Origin of the sequence: Streptomyces sp. NBC_01390, from assembly GCF_045040105.1 — a bacterium.
In the GTDB taxonomy this organism is placed as follows: domain Bacteria; phylum Actinomycetota; class Actinomycetes; order Streptomycetales; family Streptomycetaceae; genus Streptomyces.
Genome location: NZ_CP109551.1, coordinates 2,485,565 through 2,499,882, shown reverse-complemented (window position 1 = coordinate 2,499,882; position 14,318 = coordinate 2,485,565). Strand labels below are relative to the sequence as shown.

General features: G+C 70.7%; 14 protein-coding genes. 8 read left to right on the top strand and 6 right to left on the bottom strand.

The window, feature by feature from the left end:
* Window positions 1–400 precede the first annotated feature (400 nt).
* The 3 genes from OG241_RS11270 (at window position 401) to OG241_RS11260 (ending at window position 3,658) form a co-directional block, all read left to right on the top strand.
* Complete coding sequence (locus OG241_RS11270; RefSeq protein WP_405815085.1) at window positions 401–1,414, top strand: PP2C family protein-serine/threonine phosphatase; 1,014 nt, start codon at window positions 401–403, stop codon at window positions 1,412–1,414.
* A gap of 224 nt (window positions 1,415–1,638) precedes the next feature.
* Window positions 1,639–2,988: a transcriptional regulator gene (locus tag OG241_RS11265; protein WP_405815084.1), complete on the top strand. Its 1,350-nt coding sequence runs from the start codon at window positions 1,639–1,641 to the stop codon at window positions 2,986–2,988.
* Window positions 2,989–3,118: 130 nt separating this feature from the next.
* Complete coding sequence (locus OG241_RS11260) at window positions 3,119–3,658, top strand: NUDIX hydrolase (RefSeq protein WP_405815083.1); 540 nt, start codon at window positions 3,119–3,121, stop codon at window positions 3,656–3,658.
* Window positions 3,659–3,664: 6 nt separating this feature from the next.
* On the opposite strand, the gene OG241_RS11255 is transcribed toward OG241_RS11260, so the two are convergent.
* Both OG241_RS11255 and OG241_RS11250 read right to left on the bottom strand, forming a co-directional pair.
* Window positions 3,665–3,922 (bottom strand): hypothetical protein, encoded by a 258-nt coding sequence (locus OG241_RS11255; protein ID WP_405815082.1) that lies wholly within the window; start codon window positions 3,920–3,922, stop codon window positions 3,665–3,667.
* Between the two features lie 192 nt (window positions 3,923–4,114).
* Complete coding sequence (locus OG241_RS11250) at window positions 4,115–4,990, bottom strand: 3-hydroxybutyryl-CoA dehydrogenase (protein ID WP_405815081.1); 876 nt, start codon at window positions 4,988–4,990, stop codon at window positions 4,115–4,117.
* A gap of 214 nt (window positions 4,991–5,204) precedes the next feature.
* On the opposite strand from OG241_RS11250, the gene OG241_RS11245 reads away from it, so the two are divergent.
* The gene (locus OG241_RS11245; RefSeq protein ID WP_405815079.1) at window positions 5,205–6,488 is read left to right on the top strand and encodes a glycoside hydrolase family 10 protein; all 1,284 of its coding nucleotides are present in this window, start codon (window positions 5,205–5,207) and stop codon (window positions 6,486–6,488) included.
* A 17-nt stretch (window positions 6,489–6,505) separates the two neighbouring features.
* On the opposite strand, the gene OG241_RS11240 is transcribed toward OG241_RS11245, so the two are convergent.
* The gene (locus OG241_RS11240; protein WP_405815078.1) at window positions 6,506–6,700 is read right to left on the bottom strand and encodes a DUF1918 domain-containing protein; all 195 of its coding nucleotides are present in this window, start codon (window positions 6,698–6,700) and stop codon (window positions 6,506–6,508) included.
* A 14-nt stretch (window positions 6,701–6,714) separates the two neighbouring features.
* Entirely contained in the window at window positions 6,715–7,671 is a 957-nt protein-coding gene (locus OG241_RS11235; RefSeq protein WP_405815077.1) for a DMT family transporter, read from the bottom strand.
* On the opposite strand from OG241_RS11235, the gene OG241_RS11230 reads away from it, so the two are divergent.
* The 3 genes from OG241_RS11230 (at window position 7,670) to OG241_RS11220 (ending at window position 10,327) form a co-directional block, all read left to right on the top strand.
* Complete coding sequence (locus OG241_RS11230) at window positions 7,670–9,154, top strand: PLP-dependent aminotransferase family protein (protein WP_405815076.1); 1,485 nt, start codon at window positions 7,670–7,672, stop codon at window positions 9,152–9,154. The genes OG241_RS11235 and OG241_RS11230 overlap by 2 nt on opposite strands.
* Window positions 9,155–9,164: 10 nt before the next feature.
* Entirely contained in the window at window positions 9,165–9,605 is a 441-nt protein-coding gene (locus OG241_RS11225; RefSeq protein ID WP_405815075.1) for a GNAT family N-acetyltransferase, read from the top strand.
* A 128-nt stretch (window positions 9,606–9,733) separates the two neighbouring features.
* Window positions 9,734–10,327, top strand: a complete 594-nt coding sequence (locus tag OG241_RS11220; protein WP_405815074.1) for a histidine phosphatase family protein — start codon at window positions 9,734–9,736, stop codon at window positions 10,325–10,327.
* A gap of 8 nt (window positions 10,328–10,335) precedes the next feature.
* Here the strand turns inward: OG241_RS11220 and OG241_RS11215 are convergent, their stop codons facing one another.
* Window positions 10,336–10,833: a DUF6314 family protein gene (locus OG241_RS11215; protein WP_405815073.1), complete on the bottom strand. Its 498-nt coding sequence runs from the start codon at window positions 10,831–10,833 to the stop codon at window positions 10,336–10,338.
* A gap of 134 nt (window positions 10,834–10,967) precedes the next feature.
* Between OG241_RS11215 and OG241_RS11210 the strand changes: the two genes are divergently transcribed.
* A complete protein-coding gene (locus OG241_RS11210; protein ID WP_405815072.1) occupies window positions 10,968–13,442 on the top strand; it encodes an alpha-L-arabinofuranosidase C-terminal domain-containing protein in 2,475 nt (824 codons plus the stop codon).
* Between the two features lie 134 nt (window positions 13,443–13,576).
* Here the strand turns inward: OG241_RS11210 and OG241_RS11205 are convergent, their stop codons facing one another.
* A complete protein-coding gene (locus OG241_RS11205) occupies window positions 13,577–14,317 on the bottom strand; it encodes a VOC family protein (RefSeq protein ID WP_405826149.1) in 741 nt (246 codons plus the stop codon).
* Window position 14,318: the final 1 nt, after the last annotated feature.

Genomic DNA, 14,318 nt, shown 5'->3' with positions numbered 1-14,318 from the left:
TTGGTGCGTTGGGGGCTGGGTGTCGGCTGCGGGTTCGTTGTGGCTGGTCGCGCAGTTCCCCGCGCCCCTGCGGTTCGGTCACTTCACTCGTTTGAGTGGCAAGTTGGGGCGATCTGGTCCCTTCGGGGCATGTGGTCGACAGAATCGGACCGGTCTTTCGAGGCCGGTCCGATTTGTGTTGTCAGGGCCTGACTGGGGGGCCATCGGCATGATCCGTATCAAGGCTCGGGTTTCCTGTGGGGCTCGGCTCCGGACAGGGCGGCTGCGGGCCGCGCTCGTGGGGCGGAGGTGCGGGTTCCGGCTCGGGAGGGCGGGGCCGGGATGCCGGCGGAAGCGTCGGCCGCCCGAGCGCCGGCCCGCCAGGCATGTCGGGCGCCGGCCCCTGCGGCGGGTGCTCGCGATGGCGCTGCCCACGGTGTGGGGGGCCGGTGCGATCACGTACAAGCTGGCCTGTCCGATCGCCCAGCAGAACGGGCTCGGGGCGCGGATCATCACCAGCGCCGTCTTCTTCGCCGTCGGGACCGGGCTCGTACTCCATGTCCGCTGGGCGCTTCTGCGTGAGTTGAGGGCCGCCCGGCAGATCGCCGGGGCGGCACAGAGCGTGTTGCTGCGTCCGCTGCCGCAGCGCATCGACGGCCTGCGGGTCGCCGCCGCCCAACTGTCCGCCGACCGGGGCGCCGTGGTCGGCGGGGACCTGTACGAGGTCATCGCCACCGAGCACGGCGTACGGGTCGTGATGGGCGATGTGCGCGGACACGGCATCGCCGCCATCGGGACCGTCGCGGCCGTACTCGGCAGTTTCCGTGAGGCCGTCCACGACGAGGCCGAACTCGGCAGCGTACTGCGGCGGTTGGAGCGGGCGCTGGCCCGGCATCTCGGCGAGCGGGCACGCGCCCAGCATCCCTCGGCGGGACCGACGGCCGCGCTGGACCCCGACAGTCCGGTCGCCGAGGAGTTCGTCACCGTCCTGCTCCTGGAGATCCGCGGGGACGGCGAGATGCGGGCCTTCAACTGCGGGCATCCGGCGCCGTATCTGCTCGCCGGCGGCCGGGCCGGCGCACTCACGGCGGGTGAACCCCTGCCGCCGCTGGGACCCTTCCCGCTGCCGGCCGAGCTCTCCGCCGAACACTTCGGCCAACTGCTCCCGGGAGAGGCCCTGTTGCTGCACACGGACGGCGTCGAGGACGCCCGCGACGCTCATGGCCGGTTCTTCCCCCTCCCGGCAGTCCTGGCCGAGGCGGTCCGTACCCACCCGGTCTCGCCCGAGGCGGTGCTCGGGGCCGTCTTCTCCCGCCTCCTCCGTCATGCCGGCGGCCACCCGACGGACGACGTGGCCGTACTGGTACTGCGCAACGACCGCGGCCACATCCCGAGACAGCAGCAGGAACCCCCGGTGGCCCATCAGGTCACGTGAGCCGCAGGTCTTTGCAAGAGCCAGGCCGCCGCGTTGTACGAGGGGGAGCCGGCGGCCCGGCGGCCTCTTGCGAGGCATTTCAGTCAACCCGGTGGAAACTCTCCGCGACAGAGCGCACACGCTACGAATTCGCGCACTTCGATCACACCCCGTGTGAAGCCGGACACACTACGCTGACGGACACGGTAGGTGCGCCGTCGGCACCGAGCCACCGGAGGGCCTCCATGCAGCCCAACACCCTGCTCGACGCGATCCTCGACGAGGCGGGCATCTCGCACGCGGGACTCGCCGCCCATGTGAACCAGGCGGGCCGGGCGCGTGGCCTCGCCCTGAGGTACGAACACACCGCCGTGGCCCGGTGGTTGAAGGGGCAGCGCCCGCGCGGCCAGGTACCCGACCTGATCTGCGAGGTGCTCGCCGACCGGCTGCGCCGCCCGGTCCGGCTGGACGACATCGGCCTCGGGGTCGCGGGCGACACCGCCGGTCCGCTCGGCTCGGCCGGTACCTCGCTGTCCGGGTTCGTCGAGCGGGCGACCGCGCTGTGGCGCTCCGACGAACAGCAGCGCCCGCACCTGCTCGGCGCCCCCGCGGTGACGGGCACTCCCGCCGTGATGCCGGTGTGGGAGTGGGAGAACCCGCCCGAGGACGTGGACGTGTCACGCGGCGGCAGACACCGGGTCAGCATGGCCGACATCGAGATGCTCCGCTCGGCCCGCGCCCACTACGAGCAGATGTACCGCAAGGCCGGCGGCATCGCGACCCGCGCCCGGGTCGTCGGCTTCCTGAACGCCGAGACCGCGCCCCTGCTGCGCGGCAGCTACACCGACGCCACCGGGCGCCAACTGCACCGGGCCACGGGCGGGTTGGTGGCCATCGCCGGCATCTGCGCGTACGACTCCGATGCCCACGGCCTCGCCCAGCGCTACTTCCACCAGGCGCTGCGGCTGGCAAAGGCCAGCGGGGACCGGGGGCTTGGGGCATACGTCATCGGACTGCTGGTCAACCAGGCGCTCTTCATGCGGGAGTTCCGGCAGGCCGTCGCCTTCGCGGAGGCCGCGCTGCGCGCCGCGGGCAAGCACATCACCCCGGCTCTCGCCTCCGACCTCTACGCGATGCAGGCCAAGGCGTACGCGCACCTGGGCGACGGCAGCAGCGCGCTGTCCTGCATCCGGCGGGCCGAGCAGGCCGCCGAACGCATCCGGCGCGGTTACGAACCCGACGAAACCGGCTATGTCCAGCCGGGGTTGGTCAACGTCCAGGTGGCGGAGGCGCTGCTGAGCCTCGGCGATCTGGCGGCGGCGGGGGAGCACGCGGCGGCGGCGGTGGACACCCCGGCGCACGACCGGGGCAGAGTGCACCGGCTCGCCATGCTCAGCCAGATCGAGCTGCGCCGGGGCAACGCGGACAAGGCGGTGGCCACCGCGGTGCAGATGGCCGAACAGGCGCGCGGAATGGAGTCCCAGCGACTGCGGGACAGACTCCGGGCGGTACGCGAACACCTGGTCCGCAACGGCTGCGCGGGCACGGCGGAGGCGGCCGAACTGATCGACGGGGCGCTGCGCGTACCGCTCTAGACACCCTTCTCCAGGCACCCTTGGCGCGCGGATTCCCGGGTATCCGCGCGGTGAGCCACATTCTGTGCGCCTGCTGTCGGCACGCTCCTGCTGCGATATTGCCATCTACTCGGCGGAAGGTGGCAGAACCGTGCAGTGGACGAAACAGAACGAACAAACTGTGTATGAAAACCGCTGGTTCAGGGTCAATCTCGCAGATGTCGAGCTGCCGAACGGGCGGCATCTCGACCACTTCCTGATACGGCTGAGGCCCGTGGCCGTGGCGACGGTGGTGAACGAGGCCAACGAGGTACTTCTGCTCTGGCGGCACCGTTTCATCACCGACAGCTGGGGGTGGGAACTCGCGGCCGGGGTCGTGGAGGACGGCGAGGACATCGCCTTCGCGGCCGCCAGGGAGATGGAGGAGGAGACGGGCTGGCGACCGGGACCGTTGCGGCATCTCATGAGCGTCGAGCCGTCCAACGGGCTCACCGACGCCCGGCACCACATCTACTGGGCCGAGGAGGGTGAGTACATCGGTCACCCCGTGGACGACTTCGAGTCGGACCGCCGGGAGTGGATCCCGCTCAAACTCGTCCCCGACATGGTCGCCCGCGGGGAGGTCCCGGCCGCCAACATGGCGGCCGCGCTACTGCTGTTGCACCATCTCAGGCTGGGCGAGGACACCTAGGATGTCTCAGTGTCCGAGAACCTGCCAGACCGTCACCACCAGCGCCCCGAGGGCCGTGAGGGCCGCGACGGCCGGCAGTGGCCATCGGCCGTGTTCGAGGTGGACGACGCGAGTGCTCAGGTCGTCGACTTCCTTGTCCGTCTCCTTCGTGCGATGACTGAGCAGGGCCAGCCCTCCCTCGACGCGCGCGTACGCGACATCGAGGCGACGGCGTAACTCTGCGAGTTCTCCATGAGCCACGGGATGATCGGGATCGGCGGTCACTTGTCCGCTCCTTTCCGTAGTCGTCACATCCCTTGCATGCGCATGAAGAGTCAACTCGCCTGGTGAGCGCGCGGGGAGAGTGTGCGAGCGGCATATGCGTGTCCGGTCCGCACACGGCGTGTGAATGCCGCGGGCCCGGCACTCCGAGGAGTGCCGGGCCCGCGTACGCCCAAATGTGACGCTGGGTGACATTTACCCGTAGGTGTAGAAGCCCGAGCCCGACTTCCGGCCCAGCCGGCCCGCGTCGACCATGCGCTGGAGCAGCGGGGGAGCGGCGTACAGCGGCTCCTTGTACTCCTCGTACATCGAGAAGGCGACCGACGCGACCGTGTCCAGGCCGATCAGGTCGGAGAGCTTCAGGGGGCCCATCGGGTGGGCGCAGCCCATCTCCATGCCGTTGTCGATGTCCTCGCGGCTGGCCATGCCCGACTCGAACATCCGGATCGCGGAGAGCAGGTACGGGATCAGCAGGGCGTTGACCACGAAGCCCGAGCGGTCCTGGGCGCGGATCGCGTGCTTGCCGAGGAGCTTCTCGGCGAACAGCTGGGCGCGGGCGAGGGTGCCCTCGGAGGTGGTGAGCGCCGGGATCAGCTCGACGAGCTTCTGCACCGGGGCCGGGTTGAAGAAGTGGATGCCCACGACCTGGTCGGGCCGGGAGGTGGCAACCGCCAGCTTCACCAGGGGAATCGAGGAGGTGTTGGAGGCGAGGATCGCGTCCGGGCGGGTCACCACCTGGTCGAGCACCTGGAAGATCTCCGTCTTCACCTGCTCGTTCTCGACGACGGCCTCGATCACCAGGTCGCGGTCGGCGAACTCGCCGAGGTCGGTGGTGAAGCTGAGCCGCGCCAGCGTCTCGTCCCGCTCCGCCTCGGTGATCTTGCCGCGTTCGGCCGCCTTCGAGAGGGAGTTGAACAGCCGGGTGCGGCCGAACTCCAGGGCTTCGCCGGTGGTCTCGGCGACCTTCACGTCCAGCCCGGAGCGGGCGCACACCTCGGCGATGCCCGCTCCCATCTGGCCGCAGCCCACAACTCCGACGCGCGAGATCTCTCCCGCTGGGCTGTCCGTCACATCGTCCCTTTCAGAGATCCACTTCACAGGCCGTACGGCCTCCGCGGGCCCGCCGTCGTCCGGGATCCTCCGTCCGTCCGGGGCCTGCGCCAAACCTGCACGTTACCTCCGGCGACCATTGCCCGATTGTCCGGGCCTCCCATGGGAGTGTGGCCCGGGACGGGTGCGGACGGTCTGTGACGTGTCCGACACAGCGCATAGCGGAGGTACGGGAATGAGTGGGAAGGCGCGGCACGCGCGCATGTCACGGCGGGCGTTCGCGGTGACCGCCCTGTCGACGCTCGTCGCAGGCGGGGCGGTGGCGGGAGCCGCGCTGGCCGGCGCGGAGCCGAGCGGGGCGAACGGCTCGGACGGCAAGCGCAGGAAGGCGACGCGTGAACTGCGGGGCATGTGGCTGGCTACGGTCACCAACCGGGACTGGCCGTCCAAGCAGGGGCTGAGCGCGACCCAGCAGCGCGCCGAGCTGATCACCCACCTCGACACGGCGGTGAGCCGCCGCCTCAACGCGGTGTTCCTCCAGGTCCGCCCGACCGCCGACGCCCTGTGGCCCTCGCCGTACGAGCCCTGGTCCCAGGTTCTCACCGGAACCCAGGGCAAGGACCCCGGCTGGGACCCGCTGGGCACGGCGGTCGAGGAGGCGCACGCCCGCGGTCTCGAACTGCACGCCTGGTTCAACCCGTACCGCGTCGCCAACAACACCGACCCCAGCAAGCTCATCGCCTCCCACCCGGCGCGCAGGCATCCGGACTGGGTGGTGCCGTACGGCGGCAAGCTGTACTACAACCCCGGTCTGCCGGAGGTCCGCCGCTTCGTCCAGGACGCGATGCTCGACGCGGTGCGGAAGTACGACATCGACGGCGTCCACTGGGACGACTACTTCTACCCGTACCCGGTTGCCGGCCAGACCTTCGACGACGACGCCGAGTTCGCGAAGTACGGCGGGGCCTTCCCCGACCGGGCCTCCTGGCGGCGCGACAACATCGACAAGCTGGTCCTGGAGACGGCCGCCCGCATCAAGGCCGTACGCCCCGGCGCCGACTTCGGGATCAGCCCCTTCGGCGTGTGGCGCAACGCGGCGACCGACGCGCTCGGCTCGGACACCCGGGCGGGTGTGCAGACGTACGACGACCTGTACGCGGACACCAGGAAATGGGTGCGGCAGAACTGGATCGACTACATCTGCCCGCAGATCTACTGGAACATCGGCTTCGCCGCCGCCGACTACGCCAAGCTGCTGCCCTGGTGGGCGGGCGTCGCGAAGGGCTCGGGGACGAAGCTGTACGTCGGTGAGGCGCTGTACAAGGCGGGCGACCCGGCGCAGCCCGCGGCCTGGCAGGACCCGGCCGAGCTGTCCCGGCACCTGACCCTGGCCCAGAGCTACCCCGAGGCGCGGGGGCACGTCTTCTTCTCCGCGAAGGAGGTGGGCGCCGACCGGAACGGGGCCATGGCGCAGGTGGTCGCCGACCACTACCAGCAGCCGGCGATGCCACCACGCTGACGTTCAGCGGTACTTGGCTAACGGTCCGCGTCCTTGTGGCGGACCTGGCAGTCGGGACCGGGGGACATCACTGCCTCGTGCCCGTCCGGGAAACGGACGCGGTACGGGGGAGTGCCCTCCTGGCCCATGACCTCGACGACTTCCGTGACCTGGTCGTGCTGGCCGACCACCCTGCCGTGCTGGACAAGCTGGTCGCCCACGGTTGCGCGCATCTGCGGGCCTCCTCTCAGCCGCGGGCCCGCTGGGTGACGGCGATACAGACGAGCACGGCCGCCGCAGTCAGCGGAGCGGCCGGTGTCAGCTGCTCGCCCAGCAGCAGGACCGACCACACCAGTGTGAGCAGCGGCTGCGCCAGCTGCAACTGGCTGGCCTTCGGAATCCCGATCGCTGCCATGCCCCGGTACCAGACGACCAGGCCGAGGAACTGCGACCCGGCCGCCACCCACAGCAGCCCGAGCACGCTGTGCGCGGTGAGCAGTACGGGCTCCTGCGACAGCGCCAGCGCGGCGGCCGGGGCGGTGAGCGGCAGGCACAGCACCAGCGCCCAGCCGATGACCTGCCAGCCCGGCATGACCCGGGCCAGCCTGCCGCCCTCGGTGTAGCCGGCCGCGCAGATCAGCAGGGCGCCGAAGAGATAGGCGTCGGCGCTGGTCAGGGCGCCGCCGCTCTGCTGGACGGTGAAGGCGAGGACGGCCGCGGCGCCTGCCAGGGCCGCCGCCCAGAAGGTGCGCGAGGGCCGGGTGCCCATGCGTATCGCCGAGAAGAGGGCCGTGGTCAGCGGCAGCAGGCCCACCACGACGGCGGCATGCGCGGTGGTCGACGTCCGGAGGGCGAGCGTGGTGAGAAGCGGAAAGCCGAGGACGACTCCGGCGGCGACGACCGCGAGCCCCGCCCAGTGACGGCGGGCGGGCGGCCGCACACGCAGCGCCAGCAGACAGCCGCCCGCGACGACCGCCGCCAGAACGGACCGCACGGCCACCAGCGACCACGGACCGAAGCCCTCCAGCCCCCAGGCCGTCGCCGGGAAAGTGAGCGAGAAGGCCGTGACACCGAGAGCGGCCTGAAGGGTCCCGGCGCGACGGGCCGGGGACTTCTCAGGGAGAACCGATCGGGCCCCCGAGGCCGCTGTGCGGCTGTTGACCGCTATCGGAGTAGTTGCGGTAGCGCTATCGTGTGCTCTCATGCAGCAGCGTAGCAGTGTCGGTGAACTGGCGAACCAGCTACGGCAGGAGCTGAACCGCTACTCTCCAGGTGGAAAGCTGCCGTCCAGTCGCACTCTGGTGGAACGCTTCCGGGTGAGCCCGGTGACCGTCTCCCGGGCGCTCGCCCAACTGGCAGCCGAGGGCCTGGTCGTGACCCGCCCGGGGGCCGGCGCCTACCGCGCCGAGGCCCGCCCCGCGTCCGCCCCCGCCGGCGACACCTCCTGGCAGGAGGTCGCCCTTAGCGCGGACGGCGCCGCCGACCTCGTACCGCGCACGGTGGACGCCGCCGGCGTCGTCGTCTCGCTGGCCGCGCCGCCGCCCGGCGTGATCGAGTTCAACGGCGGCTATCTGCATCCCTCACTCCAGCCCGAGCGGGCGATGGCGGCGGCGCTGTCGCGTGCCGGACGCCGTCCGGGGGCGTGGGGTCGGCCGCCCCTGGACGGGCTGCCGGAACTGCGTGAGTGGTTCGCGCGGGGCATCGGCGGTGCCGTCACGGCGGCCGAGGTACTGATCACGGCCGGCGGTCAGGCCGCCCTGACGACAGCCCTGCGCGCCCTCGCCCCGCCCGGCGCCCCGGTGCTGGTCGAGTCGCCCACCTACCCCGGGATGCTGGCGATCGCCCGCGCGGCCGGCCTGCGTCCGGTGCCGGTCCCCGTCGACGCGGACGGCGTACGCCCGTCGCTGCTGGCCGACGCGTTCCGGGCGACCGGCGCCCGCGTGTTCGTCTGCCAGCCCCTGTTCCAGAACCCGACCGGGGCCGTGCTCGCGCCCCAGCGGCGCGCGGAGGTGCTGAGGATCGCCCGCGAGGCCGGCGCCTTCGTGATCGAGGACGACTTCGTACGGCGGCTGGTGCACGAGGACGCGCCGCCGCTGCCGCGTCCCCTCGCGGCCGAGGACCCCGACGGCGTGGTCGTCCACGTCGGCTCGCTCACCAAGGCGACCTCACCGAGTTTCCGGGTGAGCGCGCTCGCGGCCCGGGGCCCGGTACTGGAACGGCTGCGCGCCATCCAGATCGTCGACACCTTCTTCGTCCCGCGCCCGTTGCAGGAAGCGGCCCTGGAGCTCGTGGGCTCGCCCGCCTGGCCACGTCATCTCCGCGCGGTGTCAACGCAGTTGAAGACCCGCCGGGACGCCATGACATCCGCGCTGCTGACCGGTCTGCCCCAACTGTCCCTGCCGCACATCCCGTCGGGCGGCTACCACCTGTGGCTGCGCCTGCCCGACGGCGCCGACGACTCCTCCCTCGTCGCCGCCGCACTGCGCGCGGGCGTCGCGATCACCCCCGGCCGCCCCTACTTCAGCGCCGAACCCACCGCCGCGTACGTGCGGTTGAGCTTCGCGGCGGTGGCCGGAGTGGGGGAGATCGGCGAGGGGGTACGGAGGCTGCGTACGGCCTGTGACGAGGTGTTCCGCGGTGGGCGGCCCACGGGAAAACCGTTCGACAGCGTCGGCCCCGACCTGTGAACATCCCGCCATGAACGACGACATACCTGCCCTTCCCGAGGGCTACGAATGCTCCACCGACCCCGCCCGGATCGATGTCGAGCGTGTGCACCGCTGGCTGTCGACCGACGCCTACTGGGCGCTGGACCGGCCCCGGGAGAAGTTCGAGGACGTGATCGCGCACTCGCTGAACTTCGGGGTGTACGACGCGGCGTCGGGGGAGCAGGTGGCGTATGCGCGGGTGGTGACCGATCAGGGGCTCTTCGCGTGGCTGTGCGATGTGTACGTCGACCGGTCGGTGCGGGGTACGGGCATCGGTACGGCGATGGTGCGCGAGGCGCGGGATCACCTCGGGGCGCTCGGGGTGCGCCGCATCCTGCTCGCGACGAGCGACGCGCACGGCGTCTACCAGAAGATCGGTTTCCGGCCGCTCGACAAGCCCGATCAGTGGATGGCGCTCCACTTCGCGTGAAGCCTCCGTGGAGTCGGCGTAAAGCCTCTGTGGCGATCGGGCGGGAACGGGCGGGAGTGGCCGTCCACCCCAGTAACTCCTGAGTAACGCCCCTTGACCTGCCCACTTTCCCGGCACACCATCGCCGCATGCAACTTCGGGTCACCTTCGTCGCCGCCGCGCGCAGCTCCCCGCTGCTCGCGGAACGCTTCGACGACGACCGGCCGCTGGACCAGGCCGGCTGGGACGAGGTGCAGCGCGCCGCCCAGGAGCTGGTGCCGCTGGCCGCGGCCGAGCTCCGTTACTGCTCACCGACGCCCCGCAGCCGGGCCACCGGGGACGCGCTCGGCTACGGGCCGCTCGTCCAGCTGGCCCTGCGCGACTGCGACATGGGCCGCTGGCGCGGACTCACCCTGGGCGAGGCGATGGCCCGGGAGCCCGAGTCCGTGGACACCTGGCTCGCCGATCCGCGCGCCACACCCCACGGCGGGGAGTCGCTGCTGGACTTCGTCTCGCGCGTCGGCGGCTGGCTCGACACCCGGCCCGCCGACGACGGAGGCAAGATCGTCGCCGTCGCCGAGCCCTCGGTCATCAGGGCGGCCCTCGTCTACGCCCTGAAGGCGCCCCCCTCGACCTACTGGAACCTCGACGTCCGCCCGTTGTCCACGACCGTGGTCACGGGCCGCAAGGGCCGCTGGAATCTGCGCTTCGAGGGCGTGTTCCCCCAGTCGGCCCGCGGCTAGGGCCACAGCTAGGCCCGTGGCTCGGGCCGTGACTGGGACCGTGGTCGGCCCTGCGGTGGGTCGCGTGTGTAGTCGGTGGTGAGGACGAGGTCCTTGGCCGGGCCCGCCACGCGCCACATCGTCCGCCAGCGGTCCGTGCCGCGAACCGTGAACTCGCCGCGGTAGAGGTCGGCCGCGCAGGGATGGTCGGTGCTCCAGCGGCCCGAGGTCAGGTCCAGATCGTGGAAGGGGCGGCCGTCCGCGAAACGCACGTCCACCGTGCCCGGCGCGAGGCCCGGGAAGAAGTGGAGCGTGCGCTCGGCGGGGCGGGCGACGCCCTGCCAGACGAAGGTGCCGGACTCGTGGTGCAGCAGGCCGCGCGGGCCTCCTTCGTCCAGCGGGCTGAACGTCGTGATGCCGGTGAAAGTCCCCTCGTCGGTGCCCCCGAGATCGCGCACCGATCGCTCTAGACTCCAGCTCCCCGCCAGATACAGCAGGGCATCCGCTACTGGCCGGAAGTCGCCCATGCCGCCCTCCGCTCCGAACACTCGAGTTGTCGCACGACCCATTGACGCGCTCCAGTCACATACCTATCTTGCCGTTCGAAGTGCTGATCGATGTCCGATATCCCGAACTGCACCGACAGAGCCGCGGAGTATCCATGTCACGCACACGCACCCACTGGAGACTAGGTCTCACGGCCGCCGCCCTTCTGGTGGTCTCGGCGGTCGTTCCCGCCCCGGCCAACGCCGAGGACGTCACCGACTACGCCATCACCGTGGACCCGGCCGCCAAGGGCGCCAGGATCGACGACACGATGTACGGAGTCTTCTTCGAGGACATTAACCGCGCCGCCGACGGCGGTCTCTACGCCGAACTCGTGCAGAACCGATCCTTCGAGTACTCCACCGCCGACAACCGCTCGTACACGCCCCTCACCTCCTGGGCCGTCAGCGGGACGGCGACAGCCCTGGACGACGAAGGGCGCCTGAACGCCCGTAACCGCACCTACCTCTCCCTGGGCGCCGGTTCGTCCGTCACCAACTCCGGTTACAACACCGGGATCAGGGTCGAGAGCGGCAAGAAGTACGACTTCTCCGTCTGGGCCCGCGCCGACCGGGCCACCGCGTTGACCGTGTCCTTGGGTGACACCGAAGGCGCTCTCGCCGAAGTGCGCCAGGTCGCGGTGAAGGGCGGCTGGGCCAAGTACCGGGCCCGGTTCACCGCCACCCGTTCCAGCACCGCGGGACGGCTGACGGTCGCGACGGACAACTCCGTCGCCCTGGACATGGTGTCGCTGCTGCCCCGGGACACCTACAAGGGCCACGGGCTGCGCCAGGACCTGGCCCAGAAGATCGCCGCGCTCGACCCCGGCTTCGTCCGCTTCCCGGGCGGCTGCCTGGTCAACACCGGGTCCATGGAGGACTACAGCGAGGCCTCGAACTGGCAGCGCCAGCGCTCCTACCAGTGGAAGGACACGGTCGGCCCGGTCGAGCAGCGTGCGACCAACTCCAACTTCTGGGGCTACAACCAGAGTTACGGCCTCGGCTACTACGAGTACTTCCAGTTCTCGGAGGACATCGGCGCGATGCCGCTGCCCGTCGTCCCGGCACTGGTCACCGGCTGCGGGCAGAACAGGGCCGTGGTCGACGAGGCGCTGCTCAAGCGGCACGTCCAGGACACCCTCGACCTCATCGAGTTCGCCAACGGGCCGGTGACCAGCGAGTGGGGTCGCAAGCGGGCGCAGATGGGCCATCCCAAGCCCTTCCACCTCACGCACATCGAGGTGGGCAACGAGGAGAACCTGCCGAACGAGTTCTTCGCCCGCTTCACGGAGTTCCGGACCGCCATCGAGGCCAAGTACCCGGACATCACGGTCATCTCCAACTCCGGCCCGGACGACAGCGGTTCGACCTTCGACACCGCCTGGAAGCTCAACCGGGACGCCGACGTCGACATGGTCGACGAGCACTACTACAACAGCACCAACTGGTTCCTCCAGAACAACGACCGCTACGACTCGTACGACCGCAACGGTCCCAAGGTCTTCCTCGGCGAGTACGCCTCCGGCGGCAACACCTTCAGGAACGCCCTCTCCGAGGCCGCGTTCATGACGGGCCTGGAGCGCAACGCGGACGTCGTCAAGCTCGCCTCGTACGCCCCGCTGCTCTCCAACGAGGACTACGTGCAGTGGCGTCCCGACATGATCTGGTTCAACAACCACGCGTCCTGGGGCTCGCCCTCGTACGAGGTGCAGAAGCTGTTCATGAACAACGTCGGCGACCGCGTGGTGCCCACCACCGCCACCGGCACGCCCTCGGTGAGCGGCCCGATCACGGGCGCCGTCGGCCTGTCGACCTGGGCGACCACGGCGGCGTACGACGACGTCAAGGTCACCGGCGTGGACGGCACGACGCTGCTGACCGACGACTTCTCGGGTGACGCCTCCCGGTGGACCCATACCGGGGGCGGGAGTTGGACGCTCCAGGACGGGCAGTACGTCCAGACCGATGTCGCCGCCGAGAACACGATGGTCTCGGCCGGAGACCCCGCCTGGCACGACTACGACCTGCATGTGAAGGCCACCAAGAAGTCCGGCAAGGAGGGCTTCCTCGTCGCCTTCGGGGTCAAGGACACCGGCAACTACTACTGGTGGAACCTGGGCGGCTGGAACAACACCCAGTCCGCCGTCGAACAGGCCTCGGACGGCGGCAAGTCGACGCTGGTGGCCAAGCCCGGCTCGATCGAGACGGGCCGCGCCTACGACATCGACGTCAAGGTGCGGGGCCGGCAGGTCACGCTCTACCTGGACGGCAAGGAGTGGGGCGGCTTCACCGACGACAAGCCGGCCGAGCCGTTCCGCCAGATCGTCACGAAGGACGCGAAGACCGGCGACCTGATCGTCAAGGTCGTCAACGCCCAGGCGGCGCAGGCCCGTACGACGATCGACCTCGGCAGGGTGAAGGTCAGGTCCAGGGCCGCGGTGACGACACTGGCCGCCGCGCCGGACGCGGTGAACACCGAGACGGCCGCACCGGTCGCGCCGGTGAGGTCGACGTTCACGGGGGTCGCGAGGAAGTTCACTTACACGTTCCCGGCGAACTCCGTCACCTTCCTGCGGATCAAGAAGGGGTGACGGTGACCGCCTGACCGACGGGAACGGCTGGCCGCACGGGTGGCTCGGGTGCCGGAGGGCGCCTGGGCCGCCCCGGGTGAGAAACAGGTGCGTACGATCACGCCCGCGGGGCGGGGTGTCGCCGAGGCCCCGTGTCAGGACCGGGCGAGCACGCAGAACTCGTGGCCCTCCGGGTCGCTCATACAGGTCCACGGGACGTCGCCCTGACCCACGTCGAGGTCGGTGGCGCCGAGGGCCCGTAGCCGGGCCACCTCCGCCGCCTTGTCGTCACCGGGGTCCGGCACCAGGTCGATGTGGACACGGTCCCGCACGGGCTTCATGCCGGGCTTGCGGAGGAACTCGAGATACGGGCCGACCCCCCTGGCGTCGCGCAGCACCGCGGAATCGTCGGTCACCTCGTGCAGGGTCCAGTCGATCGCCTCGTCCCAGAACCGGGCCATGGCCCGAGGATCCACGCAGTCGACGACCACCGCGGCGATCGGCCCGGTGTCCCGGTAGACGTCCCGGGGCTCCAGCACGCAGAACTCGTTGCCCTCCGGATCGGCGAGGACCGTCCACGGCACATCGCCCTGGCCCACGTCGGCGGGCGTCGAGCCGAGAGCCTTCAGGCGTGCGACCAGTTCCGCCTGGTGCGCCGCGGAGGTGGTCGCGAGATCGATGTGCACCCGGTTCTTCGTCGCCGTCTTCGGCTCCGGGACGGCGATGACGTCCACGCACACGCCGACCGGGTCCCGCCAGTCGAAGTCGGCGGGTTTGGCGGCGGTCGCGCCGGGTTCGGGGCTGGACACACTCCAGCCGAGTGCCTCCGCCCAGAACCGGCCGATCGCGGGGTCGTCAAGGGCCTTGATGTTCACCAGGACGGGTCGCAGCGTCATG

Bases quoted from the DNA above. Each gene is read 5' to 3' on its own strand.
- OG241_RS11220 (WP_405815074.1), top strand. From the start codon at position 9,734: ATGCAACTTCGGGTCACCTTCGTCGCCGCCGCGCGCAGCTCCCCGCTG.
- OG241_RS11230 (WP_405815076.1), top strand. From the start codon at position 7,670: ATGCAGCAGCGTAGCAGTGTCGGTGAACTGGCGAACCAGCTACGGCAG.
- OG241_RS11215 (WP_405815073.1), bottom strand. From the start codon at position 10,833: ATGGGCGACTTCCGGCCAGTAGCGGATGCCCTGCTGTATCTGGCGGGG.
- OG241_RS11270 (WP_405815085.1), top strand. From the start codon at position 401: ATGGCGCTGCCCACGGTGTGGGGGGCCGGTGCGATCACGTACAAGCTG.
- OG241_RS11225 (WP_405815075.1), top strand. From the start codon at position 9,165: ATGAACGACGACATACCTGCCCTTCCCGAGGGCTACGAATGCTCCACC.
- OG241_RS11210 (WP_405815072.1), top strand. From the start codon at position 10,968: ATGTCACGCACACGCACCCACTGGAGACTAGGTCTCACGGCCGCCGCC.
- OG241_RS11205 (WP_405826149.1), bottom strand. From the start codon at position 14,317: ATGACGCTGCGACCCGTCCTGGTGAACATCAAGGCCCTTGACGACCCC.
- OG241_RS11265 (WP_405815084.1), top strand. From the start codon at position 1,639: ATGCAGCCCAACACCCTGCTCGACGCGATCCTCGACGAGGCGGGCATC.
- OG241_RS11245 (WP_405815079.1), top strand. From the start codon at position 5,205: ATGAGTGGGAAGGCGCGGCACGCGCGCATGTCACGGCGGGCGTTCGCG.
- OG241_RS11235 (WP_405815077.1), bottom strand. From the start codon at position 7,671: ATGAGAGCACACGATAGCGCTACCGCAACTACTCCGATAGCGGTCAAC.
- OG241_RS11240 (WP_405815078.1), bottom strand. From the start codon at position 6,700: ATGCGCGCAACCGTGGGCGACCAGCTTGTCCAGCACGGCAGGGTGGTC.